At 59.8% G+C, this 23,453-nt stretch carries 23 protein-coding genes; 13 read left to right on the top strand and 10 right to left on the bottom strand.

Translation table 11 applies throughout. From position 1 onward, the window contains the following. Positions 1-8 precede the first annotated feature (8 nt). The 3 genes from thiE (at position 9) to KP808_RS21700 (ending at position 3,021) form a co-directional block, all read left to right on the top strand. Positions 9-626 (top strand): thiamine phosphate synthase, encoded by a 618-nt coding sequence (gene thiE, locus KP808_RS21690; protein WP_044318441.1) that lies wholly within the window; start codon positions 9-11, stop codon positions 624-626. A 266-nt stretch (positions 627-892) separates the two neighbouring features. After that, on the top strand, positions 893-2,176 hold the full coding sequence (gene hemL / locus KP808_RS21695; RefSeq protein WP_058402596.1) for a glutamate-1-semialdehyde 2,1-aminomutase: 1,284 nt from the start codon (positions 893-895) through the stop codon (positions 2,174-2,176). A 296-nt stretch (positions 2,177-2,472) separates the two neighbouring features. Next, positions 2,473-3,021, top strand: a complete 549-nt coding sequence (locus KP808_RS21700) for a tetratricopeptide repeat protein (RefSeq protein ID WP_058402597.1) — start codon at positions 2,473-2,475, stop codon at positions 3,019-3,021. Between the two features lie 33 nt (positions 3,022-3,054). Here KP808_RS21700 and KP808_RS21705 read toward each other — a convergent pair whose 3' ends face one another. Then, positions 3,055-3,381, bottom strand: a complete 327-nt coding sequence (locus tag KP808_RS21705; protein WP_003368785.1) for a DUF1820 family protein — start codon at positions 3,379-3,381, stop codon at positions 3,055-3,057. A gap of 130 nt (positions 3,382-3,511) precedes the next feature. Here KP808_RS21705 and miaB point away from each other — a divergent pair, with 130 nt between their 5' ends. The 5 genes from miaB (at position 3,512) to lnt (ending at position 8,929) form a co-directional block, all read left to right on the top strand. Then, the gene (gene miaB, locus KP808_RS21710) at positions 3,512-4,840 is read left to right on the top strand and encodes a tRNA (N6-isopentenyl adenosine(37)-C2)-methylthiotransferase MiaB (RefSeq protein WP_005732197.1); all 1,329 of its coding nucleotides are present in this window, start codon (positions 3,512-3,514) and stop codon (positions 4,838-4,840) included. Positions 4,841-5,016: 176 nt separating this feature from the next. Beyond that, positions 5,017-6,039 carry a PhoH family protein gene (locus KP808_RS21715; protein WP_004666280.1) on the top strand — a complete coding sequence of 341 codons (1,023 nt, stop codon included), beginning with the start codon at positions 5,017-5,019 and terminating at the stop codon, positions 6,037-6,039. Next, positions 6,032-6,532 (top strand): rRNA maturation RNase YbeY, encoded by a 501-nt coding sequence (ybeY, locus tag KP808_RS21720; protein WP_002555317.1) that lies wholly within the window; start codon positions 6,032-6,034, stop codon positions 6,530-6,532. The genes KP808_RS21715 and ybeY overlap by 8 nt, the downstream gene beginning before the upstream one ends. Before the next feature lie 5 nt (positions 6,533-6,537). Next, the gene (locus KP808_RS21725) at positions 6,538-7,380 is read left to right on the top strand and encodes an HlyC/CorC family transporter (RefSeq protein WP_002555318.1); all 843 of its coding nucleotides are present in this window, start codon (positions 6,538-6,540) and stop codon (positions 7,378-7,380) included. 28 nt (positions 7,381-7,408) lie between these two features. Continuing rightward, the gene (gene lnt, locus KP808_RS21730; RefSeq protein WP_058402598.1) at positions 7,409-8,929 is read left to right on the top strand and encodes an apolipoprotein N-acyltransferase; all 1,521 of its coding nucleotides are present in this window, start codon (positions 7,409-7,411) and stop codon (positions 8,927-8,929) included. A gap of 48 nt (positions 8,930-8,977) precedes the next feature. Here lnt and KP808_RS21735 read toward each other — a convergent pair whose 3' ends face one another. After that, positions 8,978-9,748, bottom strand: a complete 771-nt coding sequence (locus KP808_RS21735) for a YdcF family protein (protein WP_058402599.1) — start codon at positions 9,746-9,748, stop codon at positions 8,978-8,980. 106 nt (positions 9,749-9,854) lie between these two features. Next, positions 9,855-10,184 carry a hypothetical protein gene (locus tag KP808_RS21740; RefSeq protein ID WP_058402600.1) on the bottom strand — a complete coding sequence of 110 codons (330 nt, stop codon included), beginning with the start codon at positions 10,182-10,184 and terminating at the stop codon, positions 9,855-9,857. Positions 10,185-10,495: 311 nt separating this feature from the next. Here KP808_RS21740 and leuS point away from each other — a divergent pair, with 311 nt between their 5' ends. The 5 genes from leuS to KP808_RS21765 all read left to right on the top strand — a co-directional run bounded on the left by leuS (position 10,496) and on the right by KP808_RS21765 (position 16,737). Next, positions 10,496-13,102, top strand: a complete 2,607-nt coding sequence (gene leuS, locus KP808_RS21745) for a leucine--tRNA ligase (RefSeq protein WP_058408688.1) — start codon at positions 10,496-10,498, stop codon at positions 13,100-13,102. A gap of 89 nt (positions 13,103-13,191) precedes the next feature. Beyond that, positions 13,192-13,797, top strand: coding sequence for an LPS-assembly lipoprotein LptE (locus KP808_RS21750; protein ID WP_002555323.1), 606 nt, complete (start codon positions 13,192-13,194; stop codon positions 13,795-13,797). Positions 13,798-13,838: 41 nt separating this feature from the next. Continuing rightward, positions 13,839-14,876, top strand: coding sequence for a DNA polymerase III subunit delta (holA, locus tag KP808_RS21755; protein WP_057402161.1), 1,038 nt, complete (start codon positions 13,839-13,841; stop codon positions 14,874-14,876). Positions 14,877-15,160: 284 nt separating this feature from the next. Beyond that, positions 15,161-15,316 carry an alternative ribosome rescue factor ArfA gene (gene arfA, locus KP808_RS21760; protein WP_002555325.1) on the top strand — a complete coding sequence of 52 codons (156 nt, stop codon included), beginning with the start codon at positions 15,161-15,163 and terminating at the stop codon, positions 15,314-15,316. A gap of 83 nt (positions 15,317-15,399) precedes the next feature. Further along, positions 15,400-16,737 carry a lytic murein transglycosylase gene (locus tag KP808_RS21765; RefSeq protein ID WP_058408687.1) on the top strand — a complete coding sequence of 446 codons (1,338 nt, stop codon included), beginning with the start codon at positions 15,400-15,402 and terminating at the stop codon, positions 16,735-16,737. Between the two features lie 121 nt (positions 16,738-16,858). Here the strand turns inward: KP808_RS21765 and lipA are convergent, their stop codons facing one another. The 7 genes from lipA to rodA form a co-directional block, all read right to left on the bottom strand. Then, positions 16,859-17,866 (bottom strand): lipoyl synthase, encoded by a 1,008-nt coding sequence (gene lipA, locus KP808_RS21770; protein ID WP_002555327.1) that lies wholly within the window; start codon positions 17,864-17,866, stop codon positions 16,859-16,861. Then, entirely contained in the window at positions 17,859-18,515 is a 657-nt protein-coding gene (gene lipB, locus KP808_RS21775) for a lipoyl(octanoyl) transferase LipB (protein WP_005745386.1), read from the bottom strand. The genes lipA and lipB overlap by 8 nt, the downstream gene beginning before the upstream one ends. Next, positions 18,515-18,790, bottom strand: coding sequence for a DUF493 domain-containing protein (locus tag KP808_RS21780; protein WP_002555329.1), 276 nt, complete (start codon positions 18,788-18,790; stop codon positions 18,515-18,517). The genes lipB and KP808_RS21780 overlap by 1 nt, the downstream gene beginning before the upstream one ends. A 93-nt stretch (positions 18,791-18,883) precedes the next feature. Next, on the bottom strand, positions 18,884-20,044 hold the full coding sequence (locus KP808_RS21785; protein WP_002555330.1) for a D-alanyl-D-alanine carboxypeptidase family protein: 1,161 nt from the start codon (positions 20,042-20,044) through the stop codon (positions 18,884-18,886). Between the two features lie 242 nt (positions 20,045-20,286). After that, entirely contained in the window at positions 20,287-21,315 is a 1,029-nt protein-coding gene (locus KP808_RS21790; RefSeq protein ID WP_002555332.1) for a septal ring lytic transglycosylase RlpA family protein, read from the bottom strand. Continuing rightward, positions 21,315-22,322 carry a lytic murein transglycosylase B gene (mltB, locus tag KP808_RS21795; protein ID WP_002555333.1) on the bottom strand — a complete coding sequence of 336 codons (1,008 nt, stop codon included), beginning with the start codon at positions 22,320-22,322 and terminating at the stop codon, positions 21,315-21,317. The genes KP808_RS21790 and mltB overlap by 1 nt, the downstream gene beginning before the upstream one ends. Positions 22,323-22,339: 17 nt before the next feature. After that, entirely contained in the window at positions 22,340-23,443 is a 1,104-nt protein-coding gene (gene rodA, locus KP808_RS21800) for a rod shape-determining protein RodA (RefSeq protein ID WP_003368803.1), read from the bottom strand. Positions 23,444-23,453 lie beyond the last annotated feature (10 nt).

The raw sequence follows: 23,453 nt of genomic DNA on the forward strand, positions 1-23,453 counted from the left end.
CTCGATTCATGAAACTACGTGGCCTGTATGCCATTACCGACAGCCAGTTGCTGTCCGGCAAATTTCTCTCGTACGTCGAAGCTGCGCTGGATGGCGGCGTGACGCTGCTGCAATACCGCGACAAGACCAGTGACGAGTCCCGCCGTCTGCGCGAAGCGACTGAGCTGCTCAAACTCTGCGAGCGCTACAAGACGCGACTGATCATCAACGATGACGCCGAACTGGCGGCGCGTCTGGGCGTGGGTGTGCATTTGGGCCAGACCGACGGCTCGTTGCCGGATGCGCGTGCCCTGCTGGGGCACAAGGCGATTGTCGGTGCCACCTGTCACGGCAGTCTGGAACTGGCCGAGCAGGCAAAGGCTGATGGCGCTACGTACGTAGCATTTGGCAGGTTCTTCAACTCCCTGACCAAGCCCGGCGCACCCGCAGTACCGCTGGACCTGATTGCTCAGGTGCGTGCCAGGGTTCACTTGCCGATTGCCGTGATCGGCGGCATCACCCTCGAAAACGCCCCGCAACTGGTCGAACATGGAGCAGACCTGCTCGCCGTGGTACACGGCCTGTTCGGCGCTGAAAACACCCAGGAAGTGACGCGCCGGGCAAAAGCCTTCATGGCGTTGTTGTAGAGCAGAATTGCTGTGGGAGTGACCGGGGATCCGCATTGCTCGCGAAGGCGATGGTTCAAAATGCTCTGTTTTCGGGGTCTGCACTGCCCCCTTCGCGAGCAAGCTCGCTCCCACGAGTACGTGGATCCTCCTTCATTTGATATAGTGCGCGTTCCTGCGCCTTCTCTGGCTCATGCCACCCAATAAAGCAGCCCACCCTGAAGCTGCCCGCCTCGGCTGACCCCAGCGTAGACACGAATTCCCCGTTTCAAAGCAGAGACCCGATCATGTCCCGTTCCGAAACACTGTTCGCCAACGCCCAAAAACACATCCCCGGTGGCGTCAATTCGCCGGTTCGTGCTTTCAAGAGCGTGGGTGGTACGCCGCTGTTCTTCAAGCATGCTGCGGGCGCTTACGTGACTGACGAAGACGACAAACGCTATGTTGATTACGTGGGCTCCTGGGGGCCGATGATTCTTGGCCATAGCCACCCGGAAGTGCTCGATGCCGTGCGCAGCCAGCTGGAACACGGCCTGTCTTACGGTGCACCGACGGCCATGGAAACCGAAATGGCCGATCTGGTCTGCGAACTGGTACCGTCCATGGAAATGGTGCGCATGGTCAGCTCCGGCACTGAAGCGACCATGAGTGCGATCCGTCTGGCCCGTGGTTTCACCGGCCGCGACAGCATCATCAAGTTCGAAGGCTGCTACCACGGTCACTCCGACAGCCTGCTGGTCAAGGCTGGCTCCGGTGCCCTTACCCTGGGCGTACCCAGCTCGCCTGGCGTACCGGCGGCGTTCGCGAAACACACCCTGACCGTACCCTTCAACAACCTCGACGCCGTGCGTGACCTGTTGGCTGAAGTGGGTCAGGAAGTGGCGTGCATCATCGTCGAGCCCGTTGCTGGCAACATGAATTGCGTGCCGCCTGCGCCTGGCTACCTGCAAGGTCTGCGCGACCTGTGCGACGAGCACGGCGTGTTGCTGATTTTCGATGAAGTGATGACCGGTTTCCGCGTAGCCCTCGGTGGCGCACAGGCTTACTACGGCGTGACGCCCGACCTGAGCACTTTTGGCAAAATCATCGGCGGTGGTATGCCGGTCGGCTGCTTTGGCGGCAAACGCGAAATCATGTCGCACATTGCACCGCTTGGCCCGGTCTATCAGGCGGGCACCCTGTCGGGTAACCCGTTGGCGATGGCTGCCGGCCTGACCACCCTGCGCCTGATCAGCCGCCCGGGCTTTCACGATGAATTGAGCGACTACACCCGTCGCCTGCTCGAAGGCCTGCAACAGCGCGCCGATGCAGCAGGCATTGCGTTCGTGACGACCCAGGCGGGTGGCATGTTCGGCCTGTACTTCAGTGAAGCCCCTGAAATCGTAACGTTTGAAGACGTGATGACCAGCGATGCCGAGCGCTTCAAACGTTTCTTCCACTTGATGCTGGAAGGTGGCGTGTACCTCGCGCCGAGCGCGTTCGAAGCCGGTTTCACCTCCATCGCCCATGGTGATGCCGAGTTGAAACTGACACTCGATGCCGCTGAAAAAGCGTTTGCTGCGCTGAAATAAGCTCGTCAGACTCACCCGCGCCGGGTGTCATTGAACCGGCGCGAGTGATGCCTGTGAATGAAACGGAACGCTAAGTACGTATTTTGCTTCTACAATGCAGGGCGGATGCTGCAAACACAGGTCACTGGAAGTGTTGTTTCAGGTAATGCCCCCCTAAAGAAGGGCGTTTTCAACGCCGTGCAGCAGAAAATCCGTAAAGACTTTGTAAGGTTGGCTCTGCTTATTTCATAATGCGCAGCCAGCACGTTTAGCTGGCCGGGCATGCCCGCACCTTTTTCAGAGGTAAGTCGACTCCCATGAACCGCACCGGCCGCACCCTTGTATTGGGCTGCCTGTTGCTTGTCTATCCCCTGCTGGCGACTGCTGGCGGCAACTCGTTGTTAATCCCGGCGATGGGTCGTTGCACCCTCAATACCCAGCCAGAGAACCTGCCCGCTGCGCTTGAAGCGTGCCAGCAGGCCGCCAAGGGTGGGGATGCGCAGGCGCAGTACGAGTTGGGTGAGTTCTATTACGAGGGCAAAAATGCACCTCGCGATTTGCCGCAGGCGCTGAATTACTTCGAGCAGGCCTCATTGCAGGGCCATGCCCAGGCGCAGTATCAACTGGGCTTGATGTTCAGCCGTGGCGAAGGGGTGCAGGCCAATAACATTCAGGCGTATATCGTGCTGAAGATGGCCGCAGTCAATGGCTCTGAAGAGGCGCTGGATGCCGCCGACGAGGTGTCGGCAAAGATGCAGCGCGACGAACTGGAAGTTGCCACCCAGGTACTGGGGCAGATCTTCCGCAAATACCTGCTTGAACTGCAGACCGCCGAAGGGCGCAGCCCCTTCTCTCCGCTGCCCTGACCAGCAATAGCTCAGGGCACTTGCGACTCAGACTTATTTTTCCGGCATCGGCATGGGAAACGGCATTACGTTGCTGCTGCCGCGCGCTTCGCTGATCTTCGGCGTGCCCATGCGCTCGACTTCGTCGATACGCACAATCGAATGCATCGGCACGAAACTGCGCACCACGCCTTCGAACTGGGCCTTGAGCTTCTCTTCGCTCGGGTCCACCACAACCGTCGTGCGTTCGCCGAAAACGAATTCTTCAACTTCCAGAAAGCCCCACAGATCACTTTGATAGATCTGCTTGGCGTACATCTCGAACACCTGTCCCTGGTTGAGGAAAATCACCTTGTAGATTGGAGCTTCGCGTTTGGTCATAACGGGCGGGTAACGATCGGAGATGAAAAAGGGGCACGGACTATAGCATGTCCATCGGACAGCCAACGCTAGGAACCCGAGCCCTTCATCCTTATAATGCTCGGTTCACTGATACGGTTGATGATCACGCATGGCCAAGAAGCTTTATATCGAAACCCACGGTTGCCAGATGAACGAGTACGACAGCTCGCGCATGGTCGATCTGCTGGGCGAACATCAGGCCCTGGAAGTCACCGCTCGCGCGGAAGACGCCGACGTGATCCTGCTCAATACCTGCTCGATTCGCGAGCGCGCCCAGGACCGGGTGTACTCCCAGCTTGGCCGCTGGCGTGAACTGAAGCTGGCCAATCCGGAAATGGTGATTGCTGTTGGTGGCTGCGTTGCCAGCCAGGAAGGCGCAGCCATTCGTGATCGCGCGCCCTATGTGGACGTGGTGTTCGGCCCCCAGACCCTGCACCGCCTGCCGGAAATGATCGACGCAGCGCGTATCACCCGCTTGCCGCAGGTCGATGTCTCGTTCCCGGAAATCGAAAAATTCGACCATCTGCCCGAGCCGCGCGTCGATGGTCCGAGCGCTTATGTATCGGTGATGGAAGGCTGCAGCAAATACTGCACGTTCTGCGTGGTGCCCTACACACGTGGCGAGGAAGTCAGCCGGCCGTTTGACGATGTGCTGAGCGAAGTCATCCACCTCGCCGAAAACGGCGTGCGTGAAGTCACCCTGCTGGGGCAGAACGTCAACGGCTATCGCGGCACCACCCACGACGGTCGCGTTGCAGACCTGGCGGACCTGATCCGCGTGGTTGCCGCCGTCGATGGCATCGACCGTATTCGCTACACCACCTCGCACCCGCTGGAGTTTTCCGACAGCCTGATTCAGGCCCATGCGGAAGTGCCGGAGTTGGTCAAACACCTGCACTTGCCGGTGCAGTCGGGCTCCGACCGCATTCTGGCGGCCATGAAGCGCAACCACACCACGCTGGAATACAAGTCCCGCTTGCGCAAGCTCAGGGCGGCCGTGCCGGGCATCAGCATCAGTTCCGACTTCATCGTTGGCTTCCCCGGCGAGACCGAAAAAGATTTCGACAACACCATGAAGCTGATTGAAGACGTAGGTTTCGACTTCTCGTTCTCGTTCGTCTACAGCCCGCGCCCGGGTACGCCTGCCGCAGATCTGAAAGACGACACGCCAGAAGCCCTCAAGAAAGAGCGCCTGGCCGCGCTGCAACACCGCCTGAACCAGCAGGGTTTCGAGATCAGCCGGCAGATGGTGGGCAGCATCCAGCGCATTCTGGTAACCGACTATTCGAAGAAAGACCCTGGCGAACTGCAGGGCCGCACCGAGAACAACCGGATTGTGAATTTTCGCTGCAACAACCCGAAGCTGATCGGGCAGTTTGCCGACGTACACATTGATGATGCGCAGCCTCACTCTCTGCGTGGCTCGCTGCTACAGTAAACCTTGAATGTCGCCGCAGAAACGAATCGCCGAATGAATTCGGTTCTGCGCGGTCCCTACCATTGAGCACGGTGAATCCCTGGCGCGGCCTTTAACACGGCAAAGCTTTCACACAACCAGCGCCAGGGGTATTCTTCAATACATCTCAATTGCCGCCGGACGGCCATTAAACGACCTTGAACGCACCCATAGAACCTCATCGCTTCACCCTCGAGCCTTTCGAGGCCCATCGTTTCGCCAACCTGTGCGGGCAACTCGACGAGCACTTGCGCCTGATCGAGCAACGCCTGGACATCGAGATCCGCAATCGCGGCAATCAATTCGAGCTCATTGGCGACTCAAAACAAAATCACTCCGCCGAGAATCTTCTGCGCCGCCTGTACCGGGAAACCAAAGGTACCGAGCTGACGCCGGACATGGTCCACCTGTTCCTTCAGGAATCAGGCGTGGACGGCCTCGACAACCACCCTGCCGCCGAAGTCGGCGTCTCGCTGCGCACCAAAAAGGGCATGATTCGCCCGCGCGGCCTGAACCAGCAGCGTTACGTCAAGGAAGTCCTCAGCAACGACATCAACTTCGGCATCGGCCCTGCGGGTACTGGCAAGACGTACCTGGCGGTTGCCTGCGCAGTCGATGCGCTGGAACGCGAGCAGATTCGTCGCATCCTGCTGGTGCGCCCGGCGGTCGAAGCGGGCGAGAAACTGGGCTTCTTGCCCGGCGATCTGGCCCAGAAGATCGACCCGTACCTGCGCCCGCTGTATGACGCGCTGTACGAGATGCTCGGTTTCGAATACGTCGCCAAGCTGATCGAGAAGCAGGTCATTGAAGTGGCACCGCTGGCTTACATGCGCGGACGCACCCTTAATAACAGCTTCATCATTCTCGACGAGAGTCAGAACACCACTGTCGAGCAGATGAAGATGTTCCTGACCCGTATCGGCTTCGGCTCTACCGCCGTGATCACCGGCGACATCACCCAGGTCGACCTGCCCAAGGGCACCCGGTCGGGGCTGACGCATGTCATCGATGTGCTCAAGGACGTGCCGGGCATCAGCTTCACGCACTTCAAACCCAAGGATGTGGTTCGCCACCCGCTGGTGCAGCGCATTGTCGAGGCCTACGAGCGCTTCGATGATCAGCTCAGCGACGGTTCGTCGGGCAACAACAGTTACCCACGGGACAAGAACCGCGATGCTTGAGCTGGACCTGCAGATTGCAAGCGAAACAAGCGCCCCCGACGAAGCCCGATTCCGCCTCTGGTGTGAAATGGGCTTGCGTCAGCGCAGTGCCGATTCCGAGCTGACCATCCGCCTCGTCGACGAAAACGAAGGGCGCGAGCTCAATCACACCTGGCGACATAAAAATTACGCTACAAACGTGCTTTCATTCCCGGCGGATGTTCCGGACGACATGCTGGACATCCCGTTGCTGGGCGACCTGGTCATCTGCGTCCCGGTGGTCAACCGCGAAGCCGCTGAACAAGGCAAGTCCGTTGACGCGCACTGGGCACACATGGTCATTCATGGCTGCCTTCATCTGCTGGGTTACGACCACATCGATGATGAAGAAGCCGAAGAAATGGAAGCACTGGAACGAACGTTGCTTGAGGAGCTGGGCTACCCCGATCCTTACGCCGAAGATGAAAGTGCCGACCACCCCCATTCAGACACACCAAGCAAGGACCACGAGTAAGGGCTATGAGCGAAGACCGATCGAGCAACGGGCAAAAGTCATGGTTGGGTAAACTGACCCAGGCCTTTGTCCATGAGCCGAAAAACCGCCAGGAGCTGCTTGAGCTGCTGCGCGAAGCCCACCAGAACAAACTGCTGGACAGCGAAGCGCTGGCCATCGTCGAGGGCGCCATTCAAGTGGCTGACCTGCAAGTACGCGACATCATGGTGCCGCGCTCGCAGATGATCAGCATCAAGGCGACCCAGACACCCCGTGAATTTCTGCCTGCGGTCATCGATGCTGCGCACTCGCGCTATCCGGTGATCGGCGAGAGCCACGATGACGTGCTCGGTGTGCTGCTGGCCAAGGATCTGCTACCACTGATCCTTAAAGCCGACGGCGACAGCGACGACGTCAAGAAGCTGCTGCGTCCGGCTACGTTCGTGCCCGAATCCAAGCGCCTCAACGTGTTGCTGCGCGAATTTCGCGCCAACCACAACCACATGGCCATCGTCATTGACGAATACGGCGGTGTGGCAGGTCTGGTGACCATCGAAGACGTGCTGGAACAGATCGTCGGCGATATCGAAGATGAGCATGACGTCGAGGAAGACAGCTATATCAAACCACTGCCCAGCGGTGACTTCCTGGTCAAGGCCCTCACGCCGGTCGAGAATTTCAACGAATTCTTCGACAGTGCGTTCTCCGACGACGAGTTCGACACCGTGGGCGGCCTGGTGATGAACGCCTTCGGCCATCTGCCCAAGCGCAACGAAATCACTGAAATCGGTGCATATCGTTTCCGCATCCTGAGCGCTGACAGCCGCCGCATTCATTTGCTGCGCGTGACCCCCATTTCACGTCCGTAACCACTTGATGCTGCTTTAAGGAATCTACATGCGCTGGATAACCCGCCCCGGCTGGCCCGGTAACCTGCTGGCCCTGGCGGCTGGCGGGCTCACGACCCTGGCCCTGGCACCATTCGACTTCTGGCCGCTGGTGCTGGTGTCGGTGGCCCTGTTCTATCTGGGGCTGCGCGAGCTAAGTCCGCGCCAGGCATTGGCTCGTGGCTGGTGTTACGGCTTTGGCCTGTACGGCGCGGGCACCAGCTGGATCTACGTCAGCATCCATACCTACGGTGGTGCTTCGGTACTGCTGGCCGGGCTGCTGATGCTGCTGTTCATCGCCGCCATTGCCCTGTTTTTCGCCCTGCCCGCCTGGGTCTGGGCGCGCTGGCTACGTCGCAACGAAGCGCCGTTGGCCGATGCACTGGCGTTTGCAGCGCTATGGCTGTGGCAGGAGGCATTTCGCGGCTGGTTCCTTACCGGTTTCCCGTGGCTCTATTCCGGTTACAGCCAGCTTGACGGACCACTTGCCGGGCTCGCCCCGGTCGGCGGTGTATGGCTTATATCGTTCTCACTGGGCCTGACTGCTGCACTGCTGTGCAACCTGCACCGCTTGCGGGCACGCAAATCGTTTCTGGCGACGGGTGTGGTGCTGTTGCTGGCGCCGTGGATTGCTGGCCTGGGACTCAAGGATCATGCCTGGACATCACCGTCCGGCCCGCCGCTGAAAGTCGCGGCGATGCAGGGCAACATAGAACAAAGCATGAAATGGGACCCGCAAAAGCTCAATGATCAGCTCGCGCTGTATCGGGACATGACCTTCCGTTCGCAGCAGGCTGACCTGATCGTCTGGCCGGAAACCGCCGTACCGGTGCTCAAGGAAAGCGCAGAAGGCTATCTGGCGATGATGGGCAAGTTCGCTTCGGACCGCGGCGCAGCGCTGATCACCGGCGTGCCGGTGCGTGAGCCGACCGGGCGCGGTGAGTATCGTTATTACAACGGCATCACGGTTACCGGTCAGGGCGACGGCACCTACTTCAAACAAAAGCTCGTACCATTCGGCGAGTACGTGCCACTGCAGGACCTGTTGCGCGGGTTGATTTCCTTCTTCGACCTGCCGATGTCGGACTTCGCTCGGGGCCCGAACGACCAGGCGCTGTTGCAGGCCAAGGGTTATCATATTGCGCCGTTTATCTGCTACGAAGTGGTCTATCCAGAGTTCGCCGCAGGCCTGTCGGCGCAAAGCGATCTGTTGCTGACCGTGAGCAATGACACCTGGTTCGGCACCTCGATTGGTCCGTTGCAACACTTGCAGATGGCCCAGATGCGCGCCCTTGAAGCGGGCCGCTGGATGATCCGCGCCACCAACAACGGCGTGACAGCACTGATCGACCCGTTTGGCAGGATTACGGTACAGATTCCGCAGTTCGAACGCGGCGTGCTGTACGGCGAAGTGGTGCCGATGCACGAACTCACGCCTTACCTGCGCTGGCGCTCATGGCCACTGGCAATTGTCTGCCTGCTGCTGTTCGGCTGGGCATTGATGGCCGCACGGATTGCCAAAACCGTCTGATTGCATGAAGCCGGTATCGCCTGTTTTCAGGCGATACCGGTTAAGGAGTCAGTGGCTGGCCGGATAAATCCAAGGATAAACCAGCCAGCCTGCCGCTTCGTTAAGCAACACGCCGCTTTGCGTGAACACACGACTTTCAGGCAGCCAGCCACCAAAGGGTCGGGCGTTGTCGACACCGAGAAAGCCGACCGGCGCACTCACCACGGTAAAACCCGCCTGTTCGAAACTCCAGCGCGCTCGTGGCATGTGCCAGGCTTGCGTGACCAGCACCACGCGCTTGATACCTAGCGGTTGAAGAACCGCAGCGGTCATCGTCGCGTTTTCCCATGTTGTACGGCTCAGCCCTTCCTGCCAGCGTACCGTCACACCAAAATCATCATGCAGCGCCTGCGCCATGATCGACGCCTCACTGGGCGGCTGGTCAAAGTGCAAGCCGCCGGTGGTGAGTATTGGCAGCCCGGACGCTTTCGACAACCGCGCCGCCAGACGCAGTCGCTCCAGCCCCAGCCCGGTCGGTGTATCTGTGCCCCACGTCGGAGAATTGCGCTCACGGCCATTGCCCAGCACCACAATGGCGTCCGCCTGCTGCGCCAGTGTTGCCCATTGCTGCTGCGGCAAGGGCGGGACCTGCTCAATTTTTCGGGCAGCGAATTCCACCGCCACAGGCAGGCTCATCAGCCATAACCCGCCGAGACCGACGGCAAAAAATGCCGTTGCCAGGCGCGGACGGGAGCGACGCAACCACCAGCCAAGAATGAGCAGAACAAAGAGGATACCGGGCGGCAACAGGAGGGTTTTGAGCAGGTAGCGCAGAGGCATCGGGACATCTCCATGGATGTCCGCAGCCTAGAATGTTTGAAGCCAGGCGACAACGCCCGAAGTAAGCAGGCCCTTCGCCTGCGCGCAGAAGCGAGATTTTAAGTACTTAACTGTGGCGACCCAACCGTGCCAGGCCCCCGCCTCGTCGCCTGTCTTTCAGCCAGATGATAGTCGCTGACGCTCTGGAAGGCCTGCCGAGATCCGGCTGGAACACCAGGCGCTCCCTGACAGCGACGTCCGCAGCCCTCAGGCCTTTTTCCAGATAGGCTTCGATCAGCTGGAATTCGGCACTGCTCAAGCCCTTGAGCTCAAGCTCGGCTGGCGACTCGTTTCGTAGCCTGACTGAAGTACTTGCCGTCTCGAGCGCAAGCCCGAGGCGGTCGATCAGACGTTCATACAGCTCGGACAGGCTTATTACATGCTGCAACTCGGTCATCCGCTCACCTCATCGAAGATAATCATCACCCTCGAAATTGAGCTTAGCGCTGCTGTGCAAACCGGCATGGAACTGCGACCAACGGGCAGATGGGGCTGTCAGCCGGGCTTTGAGCCCCGCGAGGCGCAATCAGGGTTTCCCTCGATAGACAGCCCTCATGTATGCTACTGCGCTTCCTGTAATTCCACTTCCGTGCTCTTGAGCCCGAACGCACCGCACAGACAGTTGCAATTGTCCGCCACGCGGTGCCGACCTGACTCGGCGAAGCAATGAAGAGGTCAAGGGTCACTAATCTTTAGTAAAAAGTAGCCATGCACGAACTCTATCAGCCCCGCGAAATCGAAGCCGCTGCCCAAACATTCTGGGATGAGCAAAAGTCTTTTGAAGTCAGTGAACAGCCAGGCAAGGACACTTTCTATTGCCTGTCGATGTTTCCTTACCCGAGCGGCAAGCTGCACATGGGTCATGTGCGCAACTACACCATTGGTGACGTGATCTCCCGTTACCAGCGCATGCTGGGCAAGAACGTCCTGCAGCCGCTGGGCTGGGACGCGTTCGGCATGCCGGCCGAAAACGCCGCCATCGACAACAACGTCGCGCCGGCCAAGTGGACCTACGAAAACATCGCCTACATGAAGAACCAGCTCAAGAGCCTGGGTCTGGCGGTTGACTGGTCGCGCGAAGTCACCACCTGCAAGCCTGATTACTACCGCTGGGAACAATGGCTGTTCACTCGCCTGTTCGAAAAAGGCGTGATCTACCGCAAGAACGGCACCGTCAACTGGGACCCTGTCGACCAGACCGTACTGGCCAACGAGCAGGTCATCGACGGCCGCGGCTGGCGTTCCGGCGCGCTGATCGAAAAGCGCGAAATCCCGATGTACTACTTCAAAATTACCGCCTACGCCGACGAGCTGCTGGAAAGCCTCGACGAGCTGCCGGGCTGGCCTGAACAGGTCAAGACCATGCAGCGCAACTGGATCGGCAGGTCGCGCGGCATGGAAGTGCAGTTTCCGTACGATCAGGCCTCGATCGGCGAAGCCGGTGCACTGAAAGTCTTCACCACCCGCCCTGACACACTGATGGGCGCGACCTATGTCGCCGTTGCCGCCGAACACCCGCTGGCAACCCTGGCCGCTCAAGGCAACCCTGAGCTGCAAGCGTTCATCGATGAATGCAAAGGCGGAAGCGTTGCCGAAGCCGACGTTGCCACTCAGGAAAAGAAAGGCCAGCCGACTTCGCTGTTCGTCGAGCACCCGCTGACCGGCGAAAAACTGCCGGTGTGGGTCGCCAACTACGTGCTGATGCACTACGGCGATGGCGCTGTCATGGCCGTACCGGCACACGATGAGCGTGATTTCGAGTTTGCCACGCAGTACGGTCTGCCGATCAAGCCCGTAGTACGCACCAGTGCTGGCGACCAGACGCCTGCCCCATGGCAGCCGGCCTACGGCGAGCATGGCGAGCTGATCAATTCCGGCGAATTCACCGGCCTGAATTTCCAGTCCGCATTCGATGCCATCGAAGCGGCACTGGTGAAAAAATCCCTCGGCCAGTCGCGCACCCAGTTCCGCCTGCGTGACTGGGGCATCAGCCGCCAGCGTTATTGGGGCTGCCCGATCCCTATCGTGCATTGCGATACCTGTGGCGACGTGCCGGTTCCTGAAGACCAGTTGCCGGTTGTCCTGCCTGAAGACGTAGTGCCCGACGGTGCTGGCTCGCCATTGGCGCGCATGCCCGAGTTCTACGAATGCAGCTGCCCGAAATGCGGCGCACCGGCCAAGCGCGAAACCGACACCATGGACACCTTCGTCGAGTCCTCGTGGTACTACGCTCGCTATGCGTCGCCGCATTACGAGGGTGGTCTGGTCGAGCCGAACGCTGCCAACCACTGGTTGCCGGTGGACCAGTACATCGGCGGCATCGAGCACGCCATTTTGCACCTGCTCTACGCGCGCTTCTTCCACAAGCTGATGCGTGACGAAGGCCTGGTGACCTCGAACGAGCCGTTCAAGAACCTGCTGACCCAAGGCATGGTCAACGCCGAAACCTACTTCCGCATGGAAACCAGCGGCAAGAAGACCTGGATCAACCCGGCCGACGTGACCCTGGAAAGAGACGCCAAGGCCAAGGTGATCAGCGCGAAGCTGACCAGCGATGGCCTGCCGGTGGAAATCGGCGGCACTGAAAAGATGTCGAAGTCGAAGAAAAACGGCATCGACCCGCAAACCATGATCGATCAGTACGGTGCCGATACCTGCCGTCTGTTCATGATGTTCGCCTCCCCGCCCGACATGAGCCTGGAATGGTCCGACTCGGGCGTTGAAGGCTCGCATCGCTTCCTGCGCCGCGTGTGGCGTCTGGCTCAGGCGCATATCGCTCAAGGCCCGTCGACCGGCCTGGACGTTGCGGCATTGTCCGATGAGCAGAAAGTCATCCGCCGCGCAATTCATCAGGCGATCAAACAGGCGAGCCAGGATATTGGCCAGAACCAGAAATTCAACACCGCTGTCGCGCAAGTGATGACGCTGATGAACGTGCTGGAAAAAGCCCCGCAGGACACACCGCAGGATCGCGCGCTGCTGCAAGAGGGTCTGGAAACGGTCACCCTGTTGCTGGCACCTATCACGCCGCACATCAGCCACGAGCTGTGGACGCAACTGGGCCACAATGAGCCGGTGATCGACGCTGGCTGGCCTGCATGCGATGCAAATGCGCTGGTTCAGGACAGCCTGCAACTGGTGATTCAGGTCAACGGCAAACTGCGCGGCCATATCGAAATGCCCGCCAGCGCCAGCCGCGAAGAAGTCGAAGCGGCCGCACGTATCAACGAGAACGTATTGCGCTTCACTGATGGCCTGACCATTCGCAAGGTGATCGTCGTGCCTGGCAAGCTGGTCAATATCGTCGCAAGCTGATTGGATCGGGCGCCAGGCAAACGCCGGGCGCCGAACATATTTCCAGGGTACGCACTGGCGGCCCAAACGGATTCAAGGGGAGCATCAAGATGATCAAACGCAATTTGCTGGTGATGGGCCTGGCTGTTCTGTTGAGTGCCTGTGGCTTCCAGCTGCGTGGCACCGGCACCACCGAGCTGGCGATCAAGGAGTTGGATGTCAGCGCGCGTAACGCCTATGGCGAAACCGTGACTCAACTCACTCGCCTGCTGACCAGTTCCGGCGTCAAGGTCTACACCGGCGCGCCTTACAAGCTCATGCTGACCAACGAAGCCGAAACCCAGCGCACCGTCAGCTACTCGGGCTCGGGCCGCTCGGCTGAATACCAGCTGACCACCACCCTGACCTATGAAGTGCATGGCGACAGAGATCGCTTCCTGCTCGGCGACAAGGTCAGCACGGACCGCTCCTACGTTCACGATGGCAACAACCTGACCGGTTCCGATCAGGAAGCCGCCCAGGTTCGTCAGGAAATGCGCAACGACCTGATCCAGAAATTGATGGCGCGCTTGCAGCAGATGACGCCGGCACGCCTGGAACAGCTGCAGGCCAAGGCTGACGCAGTTGCCAAGGCTGAAGCCGACGCACAGGAAGCCGCTCAGCGGATCCGTGACGAGACGCCTCAGCAGTCGCCTGTCGAAGTACCGGCCAGGTAAGTGTCCGGGGCCAGTCAGCTGGCCCCGACATGCTCTGACTCATGAAACTCGCCCCCGCCCAACTGGGTAAACACCTGCAAGGTGCACTTGCGCCTGTCTACGTGATCAGCGGCGACGACCCGCTGCTCTGCCAGGAAGCGGCTGACGCCGTGCGCGCCGCTGCGCGCCAGCAAGGCTTCGATGAGCGACAGGTGTTCAGCGCTGACGCCAGTTTCGACTGGGGTACGTTGCTTCAGGCCGGCGCCAGCATGTCACTGTTCGCCGAGCGCCGTCTTCTGGAACTGCGTTTACCCTCAGGCAAACCCGGTGACAAAGGCGCTGCGGCGCTCATGGAATACTGCGCAAGGCCGGCCGAAGACACCCTGCTACTGATCAGCCTGCCCAAGCTCGATGGCAGTGCGCAGAAAACCAAATGGGGCAAGGCACTGGTTGAGGGTGCGCAAACCCAGTTCGTGCAGATCTGGCCGGTAGACATTGGCCAACTGCCGCAATGGATTCGCCAGCGCCTCTCTCAGGCAGGGCTTGCTGCGACCCAGGACGCTGTCGAATTGATCGCTGCCCGGGTCGAAGGCAACCTGCTGGCAGCCGCGCAGGAAATCGAAAAGCTCAAGTTGATGGCCGAAGAAGGCCAGATCACCGTCGAGACAGTACAGGCGGCCGTGGCCGACAGTGCACGCTTCGATGTATTCGGTCTGACCGATGCAGTGCTCAACGGCGAAGCAGCCCATGCGTTGCGCATGCTGGAAGGCCTGCGCGGCGAAGGGGTCGAAACCCCCGTGATCCTCTGGGCCCTGACCCGCGAGCTGCGCGCACTGGCCAACATGTCCCAGCAGTTCAGTCAGGGCGTGCCGCTCGACAAAGTGTTCAGCTCGGCCCGCCCGCCAATCTGGGACAAGCGCAAGCCGCTGATGAGCAAAGCCCTGCAACGCCATTCGGCAAAACGCTGGAGCCAGCTGCTAATGGATGCACAGCGCATCGATGCGCAGATCAAGGGTCAGGCGGCAGGCTCGCCCTGGAGCAGCCTGAGCAGGCTGGCGCTGCTGATGGCCGGGCAACGGCTGGCATTGCCTGCGGAGTAGGCAGGTGCTGTCGACTCTCGTTCCCACGCTCTGCGTGGTAATGCCCTTCAGGACGCTCTGCGTCCTCTTGTGACGCGGAGCGTCACGAACTGCATGCCGACGCAGAGCATCGGCACGATAATCAAAGTGAGGCGCCTGCACTGCCCCCTTCGCGAGCAAGCTCGCTCCCACAGGTATTGCATTCAAGTCCGTGCTCAGCGTCATAGCACACGACTATTAGACACAACCGTCAATCTGCCCGATGATTTGCAGCGTTTTACAACACCCATCAGGAGTCCCCCGCCATGAGCAAGCCAAAGCGGCCGAACAAGGCCAAATCCATTATCGCCCAGCCATTGTTCCGCAGTCGTCAGGAACAACCCGCCAAGGGCAAAGGCAGCTACCGCCGCGAAGCCTTCCAGTCTAAAAGCTGGGAGGCTTCCTGCTTTATGGCGGCCTGATATCGAGCAACATCTCCGAGGCGCTTTCAACCGCTTAGCCGTGTTATGGTCTGCACCTAACGGTAATACCCTTGGACTCAAGCATGCCTTCTCGTTTTACCCATCGCCCGCAGCTGCGCCAACTCATCGCTGCCTCCAGCCTTATTGCCTTGGTAGCCTGCGCAGAAAAACCCACTGCAGCCGATGCCACGCCTCTTCAATCCAGCAAAGCACAGACAAACGCTCCTGCCGTAGCCCCTACGCCTGCGCTGGTCGTTGATGACACCCTCACGATTCAACCCGCCGTCAGCTTCAGCGAATGGCAGGCCGGTTTTCGTGTTCAGGCGTTAAAGTCAGGTATCCGGGCGGATGTATTCGATCTGGCATTCGCCGGTGTCACTCCCGACATGAGCGTGGTCAAGGCCGACCGCAGCCAGCCTGAGTTCACCCGTCCGATCTGGGAATACCTGGACGGTGCCATCTCCGCCGCACGCGTGCGCAAGGGGCAGGCGCTGCTTTCGCAATACGCTGACGACCTGCAGAAGATCGAGCAGCAGTATGGTGTGGATCGTCAGGCGCTGGTCGCGGTATGGGGCATGGAAAGTAATTTCGGGTCGTTCCAGGGCACGCAATCCGTCATTCGCTCGCTGGCTACGCTGGCCTATGAAGGCCGTCGTCCGGGTTTTGCGCAGAGCCAATTGCTGGCCGCGCTGGAAATCATCCAGCATGGCGACATCACACCGGACAAGATGCTGGGTTCGTGGGCCGGTGCGATGGGCCAGACCCAGTTCATCCCGACCACCTACAACACCCACGCCGTCGACTTTGACGGCGATGGCCGCCGTGACATCTGGAACACTCCCGCCGATGCCCTGGCCTCCACTGCGCATTACCTGCAAAGCTCTGGCTGGCAACGTGGTCAGCCCTGGGGCTTTGAAGTGGTGCTCGGCTCCGGGTTTGATTACTCACTGGCAGATTCGACCACCCGCAAGAGTCTTGCGGAGTGGCAGCAGTTGGGCCTGAAACAGCCGGACGGCTCGGCGATTCCAGTTGCAGCCAGCCAGCAGCAAGCCGCCTTGCTGTTGCCAGCCGGTTATCGCGGGCCAGCCTTTCTGGTGCTGGATAACTTCCGCGCCATTCTCAAGTACAACAACTCCACCTCCTACGCACTGGCGATCAGTCTGCTTTCTGACCGCTTCAAAGGGGCTGGCTACGTAGTAGGCGCATGGCCACGCGGGGACACTCCGCTGAGCCGCTCTGAACGCATTGAACTGCAAACCCTGCTCTCGGCACGCCAGTACGACGCAGGCGCACCAGACGGCATTATCGGTGCCAATACGCGCAAGGCCATTCGTAGCGCGCAGCAGTCATTCGGCTGGCCAGCCGATGGTTACCCGACGCATGAATTGCTGGAGGCCCTGCGCAAGCCTGCGGGGCAGTAATCGGGAGGACGCAGAGCGTCCAGAACGGCATGCCAACGCAGAGCATCGGCACGATAATCAACCGCAAAAAAGGGCCAGGTATCGCTACCTGGCCCTTCTTCGTTTCAACGCTCGCTATCTATCAGAGCATCGCCTTGGCAATCTTGGCCTGTTCGTCGGCATGGTACGAAGAACGCACCAGCGGCCCGGATGCGACGTTCTTGAAGCCCATCTTGTAACCTTCCTCGGCGAACCAGGCGAAAGTGTCCGGGTGCACGAAGCGCTGCACCGGCAGGTGGTTACGCGACGGTTGCAGGTATTGACCCAGCGTCAGCATGTCGATGTCGTGCTCGCGCATGCGCTGCATGACTTCGATAACCTCTTCGTCGGTCTCGCCCAGGCCCAGCATCAGCCCGGATTTGGTCGGTACATGCGGGACCATCTGTTTGAAGCGCTGCAACAGGGTCAACGACCACTGGTAGTCCGAACCCGGACGCGCAGCCTTGTACAGACGCGGCACGGTTTCCAGGTTGTGGTTAAACACATCCGGTGGCTCGGCAGCGGTGATTTCCAGCGCCACGTCCATCCGGCCACGGTAGTCGGGCACCAGTGTTTCGAGCTGTACGCCCGGCGACAGGAGGCGGATTTCGCGAATGCAGTCGGCAAAGTGCTGAGCACCACCGTCACGCAAGTCATCGCGGTCTACCGAGGTAATCACTACGTACTTCAGACGCAGGTCGGCAATTGCGATGGCAAGGCTCTTCGGTTCGTTGACGTCGAGCGGCTTCGGACGACCATGACCCACGTCGCAGAACGGGCAGCGACGGGTGCAGATGTCGCCCATGATCATGAACGTTGCGGTGCCACCGGAGAAGCATTCGCCCAGGTTCGGGCAGGACGCCTCTTCACAGACGCTGTGCAGCTTGTGCTTGCGCAGCAATTGCTTGATACGGTCGACTTCCGGAGAAACGGGGATGCGCACGCGAATCCAGTCGGGTTTCTTCGGCAGATCTACCGTTGGAATGATCTTGACCGGGATGCGCGCAACCTTTTCCGCTCCGCGAAGCTTGACGCCCGCTTCGACTTTCGGACGGGCCACTCGCTCGGAAACATCCAGCGTCGGGATCAGGGTTTGCACGGTGTCAGTCATAATGGTTTATTCCGCCCGTAAGGGTCGCCTGCTCAGCGTAGTCGAGGTGTTTGACGAGCTGCGCACGCAGTCGGGCACTTACCTCGGAAAATTCTATCTGCCCTGCCTGATCGCTCAGTTGGGTCATGGCCAACCCGGCGTATCCGCAAGGGTTGATGCGGCGGAACGGCTCAAGGTCCATGTCGACGTTCAACGCCAGACCATGAAACGAGCAGCCGTTGCGAATGCGCAGACCGAGCGACGCGATTTTCGCGCCGTCGACGTATACACCCGGTGCATCGGCCTTGGCGGCTGCCTTGACGCCGTAGTCGGCGAGCAAGGCAATAAGGGTATTCTCGATCCGGGTTACCAGATCGCGAACGCCGAAACCAAGGCGCCTGACGTCCAGCATCAGGTAAGCCACCAGTTGGCCCGGGCCATGATAAGTCACTTGGCCGCCACGATCGACCTGTACGACAGGAATATTGCCCGGCAGCAGCAAATGTTCGGCCTTGCCGGACTGCCCCTGGGTGAAAACCGGGGGGTGCTGGACCAGCCAGACCTCATCGGCAGCCTCGCGGCCACGCCCATCGGTAAAGCGTTGCATGGCGTGCCAGGCAGTTTCGTAATCGATCAGGCCCAGATCACGAAAACCCAGCGCAGCCGTCATCAGAGCACCATGTGCACGAAACCCGTAGCGCGAAGGGCACTATTGATATCGCGCAATTGATCTTCGCCTGTAGCGACGATGTGCAACTGGACGGTGGTGTATTTGCCGTTGCTGCTCTGACGCTCGGCGAGCGTCTTGAGGTCGACCTGTGCGTACTTGTGCAGGACTTCCATGACAGCAGCAGTAAAGCCCACGCTGGTATCACCGATCACCTTGATCGGATAGTCATCGCAGGGGAATTCGATTTTGTGCGACTTGATGTCGGTATCAGTCATGGCAGTAAAGGTCTCACAAGCCGTGACGACGGACACGCAGCCCGCTCAGATCATGAGCAGGCCGCGAGAAGGTCGGCAGTAGTTACTGGAAGGTCAGTTGAACAAGCCGTAGAAGAACAGGCGGATGCTATCCCACACGCGGCGGAAAATGCCACCCTCCTCAACTGCATCAAGCGCAATCAGATTAGCGGTGTGAACCACCTGATCGTCTTTCTTGACCTCGACCTTGCCGATCACGTCGCCCTTGGCGATTGGCGCAACCAGTTGCGGGTTCATGGTCATGCTGGCGGAAAGCTTCTTCATGTCGCCTTTGGGCATGGTCATGCTCAGATCTTCAGCCAGACCGGCCTTGACCTGACGCTCGGTGCCCTTCCAGACGGTAGCCTGAGCCAGCTCGGTGCCCTTCTGATAGAAGTTCTGGGTTTCGAAGAAACGGAAGCCATAGGTCAGCAGCTTCTGGGTTTCAGCCGCGCGGGCCTGCTCGCTGTTGGTGCCGAACACTACCGCGATCAGACGCATGCCGTCACGTACAGCCGAAGACACCATGCAGTAGCCGGCTTCGTCGGTGTGACCGGTCTTCAGACCGTCAACGGTCTTGTCGCGCCACAGCAGCAGGTTGCGGTTAGGCTGCTTGATGCCGTTCCAGAAGAACTCTTTCTGCGAGTAGATCGCATAGTGAGCCGGGTCTTCGTGAATGATTGCACGCGCCAGGATCGCCATGTCGTGAGCCGACGAGTAGTGCTCGGGGTTCGGCAGACCGGTCGGGTTCATGAAGTGGCTGTTGGTCATGCCCAGGTCGCCAGCGGTCTTGTTCATCATGTCGGCAAATGCATCTTCGCTGCCGGCAATGTGCTCGGAGATCGCAACACTGGCGTCGTTACCCGACTGGATAATGATGCCGTGCAGCAGGTCGCTGACCGTCACCTGGCTGCCCACCTTGATGAACATCCGCGAACCGCCCGTGCGCCAGGCGTTTTCACTGATGGTCACCGGATCGTTCTCGCCGATCTGGCCGCGACGAATTTCCAGGGTCGCGATATAGGCGGTCATCAGCTTGGTCAGACTGGCAGGCGCCAGACGCTGGTCACCGTTGTTCTCGACCAGAACGTTACCGCTGGTGGCATCCATCAGTACGTAGGACTTGGCTGCCAGTTGCGGTGCAGCAGGCGTCATCTGCTCTGCCGCCCAGACGGTCGGGGTGATAATCAGTGGAACAAGCAGGCACAAACGTTTTGCAAAGGTGGTGATGTTCATCCGTCTCTCTAGAATCCTAATGGGCAAACATGCCCTTGCGGGCAAAACTGAACAGACCGGCGAGGCGAAAACGCCTCGGTACGGCTCGTGGCGCCAGGCTGTAACCCTGGCTGACAAAGTCGCCTGTTCGACACACGACCTTGTGGGCAGTTACCTGCAACGCGTGCCCTGATGGCAAAGCTGCGCCGCCTGCGACTGCATACCGTCCTCTATTGTTGCCGGAGAACGGTTGTCGATAAAACTTACTGATCCGATGTCACTACGCTTGGCTGACCAAGATTGGCCGACCTGACGCTGTTTTGCAGTTGCTGGGCTTCACCCGGCGTGTCGATCGGTCCCATCCGGACCCGATAGAGCGTTTGCTGATTGCGAGCTATCGAGCTGACGAATACCGGCGCTCGAACCATCCCGCTCAGTTTCGACCTCAGGAGCTCCGCAGCGTCCGGGTTGGCGAAGGCTCCCACCTGGAGAAACAGCCCAGCGGCTTGTCCTGAAGCGTTTTTTTTTGCGTCAACCTGCAACGGCACGACAGGTGCGGCGTGTTGCTGCGGTGGCGGCGTGTATTGCTCGACGGTTCCGGTCGATGTCGACAGCGCGGGCGGCGTGGCCTGGGCCATCACTTGCGGCTGATTGAGCATCAGCGGTGCCGGACGGCCACGTTGGGCCCACCATTCCTGCGGGTCGATACCTTCGACCTTGACCCGGGCAGTGCCGGTTTCGGCATAGCCCAGCTTTTTGGCGGCAGCATAGGACAGGTCGATGATGCGGTCCGAATAGAACGGCCCGCGGTCGTTGACGCGCAGAATCACCGTGCGGTTGTTGTCCAGGTTGGTCACTTTGACATAGCTGGGCAGCGGCAGGGTCTTGTGCGCGGCGCTCATGCCATACAGGTCATACACCTCGCCGTTGGCGGTGTTCTGGCCATGAAACTTGGTGCCATACCAGGAAGCGGTGCCCGAAGCGACGTAACGCTTTGAATCGCTCATCGGGAAATAGGTCTTGCCCAGCACCGTATACGGGTTGGCCTTATAGGCACCGGTGTGCAGGGTCGGCGTCGCATCGGGGATGCGCGAGACATCCACATCCCACCACGGCGCGCCGTCCTTGTGGGCACGGTTGATGTCCAGCCCCGGCATCGAGCGCACCGCGGCACCGCCTTTTGGCGACTGTGACGAGGTTGTACGTGACGGCGACGAGCAACTGGCAACCAGCACTGCGAGGCCGGTCAACGCCAGAAGCTTGAATGTTTGCAGAATCGGCAATGCCCGCATTACTTGACGCCTCGAGCTTGAACCAACGATTCAGACAGCTGATACACGGCCATGGCGTACATCACACTGCGGTTATAACGGGTGATTGCATAAAAATTGTTCAAACCCAGCCAGTATTCAGGACCATTGTCGCCTTCCAGACGGAACGCCGTCACCGGCATATCGTCGCGCAGCGCATCATGACTCGCCCAGCCCAGCTGTCGCAACTCCCCGACCGACATTACCGGATCAAGCGCAGGGCTCAACCCTTCGTCAACCCGGTCGCCACGTGCGGTCGCGCGGCTGACTACCGGCTGCCCGGCTACCCAGCCATGACGCTTGAAGTAACTGGCAACGCTGCCGATGGCATCGTCCGGATCGGTCCAGATGTTGATATGGCCGTCGCCGTCGAAATCCACTGCATAAGCGCGGAAACTGCTCGGCATGAACTGCGGCAGGCCCATTGCCCCGGCGTACGAGCCTTTGAGGGTCAAGGGGTCAACCTGTTGTTCGCGCGCCAGCAGCAGAAACTCGCGCAACTCCTTGCGGAAGAACTGGGCGCGTGGCGGGTAATCGAAACCGAGCGTCGACAATGCATCGATCACCCGGTAATTGCCGGTGTTGCGGCCGAAAAAGGTTTCCACGCCAATGATCGAAACGATGATCTGCGCCGGAACGCCATATTCCTGCTCGGCGCGGGCCAATGCGGCCTCGTGCTGACGCCAGAAATCGACACCGCGGGCGATGCGCGTATCGGTGATGAACATCGGCCGATACTCTTTCCACTGCTTGACCCGTTCGGCCGGGCGGGAAATGGCATCGAGAATGGCCTGCTTGCGCTCGACCTCACGGAACAGGCTCATCAACTGCTCACCGGCAAAACCGTGATCGCGGGTCAGCTCACCGACGAATTCCGCTACCTGGGGCGAACCTTCATAGTCGCCGGCCAGTGCCTCTTGCACCGATCCAAGGATGCCCACCAGACCGACCACCGGAGCATATCGAGCCCAGTTACGCATTGCTTGCATTTAATAGTTCACCTTAATCAAACTTGAGCAATCCATTTACGGTGTGTATGGATCGACATCAAAACCCCAAACGCTGACAGTAGGGTCACCAGCGAAGTTCCGCCGTAGCTAATGAAGGGCAATGGCACCCCCACCACTGGCAGCAGGCCACTGACCATACCGATGTTGACGAAAACGTAAACAAAAAACGTCATGGTCAACGCTCCGGCCAGCAGTTTGCCGAATAATGTCTGCGCCTGCGCAGTAATCACAAGCCCGCGGCCGATCAGCAGCATATAGATGATCAGCAGCGCGCAGATGCCTACCAGACCGAACTCTTCACCCAGCACCGCGATGATGAAGTCGGTGTGGCTTTCCGGCAGAAAGTCCAGGTGAGACTGAGTGCCCAGCAGCCAGCCTTTGCCGAAAACGCCGCCCGAACCGATGGCTGCCTTTGACTGAATGATGTTCCAGCCGGTGCCCAGCGGATCGCTTTCCGGGTCAAGGAAGGTCAGCACACGCTGTTTCTGGTAGTCGTGCATAAAGAAGAACCACATGGCCACCGCCGCAGGCACAGCGGCCGCCAGCACACTGATAATCCAGCGCCAGCGCAGGCCGGCCATGAACAGCACAAAGGCACCTGAGGCCAGAATCAGCAGTGACGTCCCCAGGTCAGGCTGGCGAACGATCAGAATGAACGGCACACCGACCAGGGCGAGACTGACCGCTACATGCTTCAAATGCGGGGGCAGCGTGCGTTTGGACAGATACCAGGCGATGGTCGCCGGCATGATGATCTTGAGAAACTCCGAAGGCTGGAAGCGGATCACCCCGGGAATGTTGATCCAGCGCGTCGCGCCCATGGCGTTGTGACCCATGACATCCACCACTACCAGCAGCAGGACGCCGATGACATACAGTACCGGCACCCAGCGCGCCATGAAGCGCGGCTCCAACTGGGCGATCACCACCATCGCCACCAGACCGATACCAAACGAGCTGGCCTGCTTGATGAGCAGGTCCCAGTTTTTGCCGCTGGCCGAATACAGGACAAACAGGCTGCCAGCCGCCAGGGTCAGCAACAGGATCAACAACGGGCCATCGATATGAATGCGCTGCAAAAAAGTGGCACGGCGACGCATCACGTCTTCG

The organism is Pseudomonas savastanoi, assembly GCF_020917325.1.
Lineage (GTDB): Bacteria > Pseudomonadota > Gammaproteobacteria > Pseudomonadales > Pseudomonadaceae > Aquipseudomonas > Aquipseudomonas amygdali.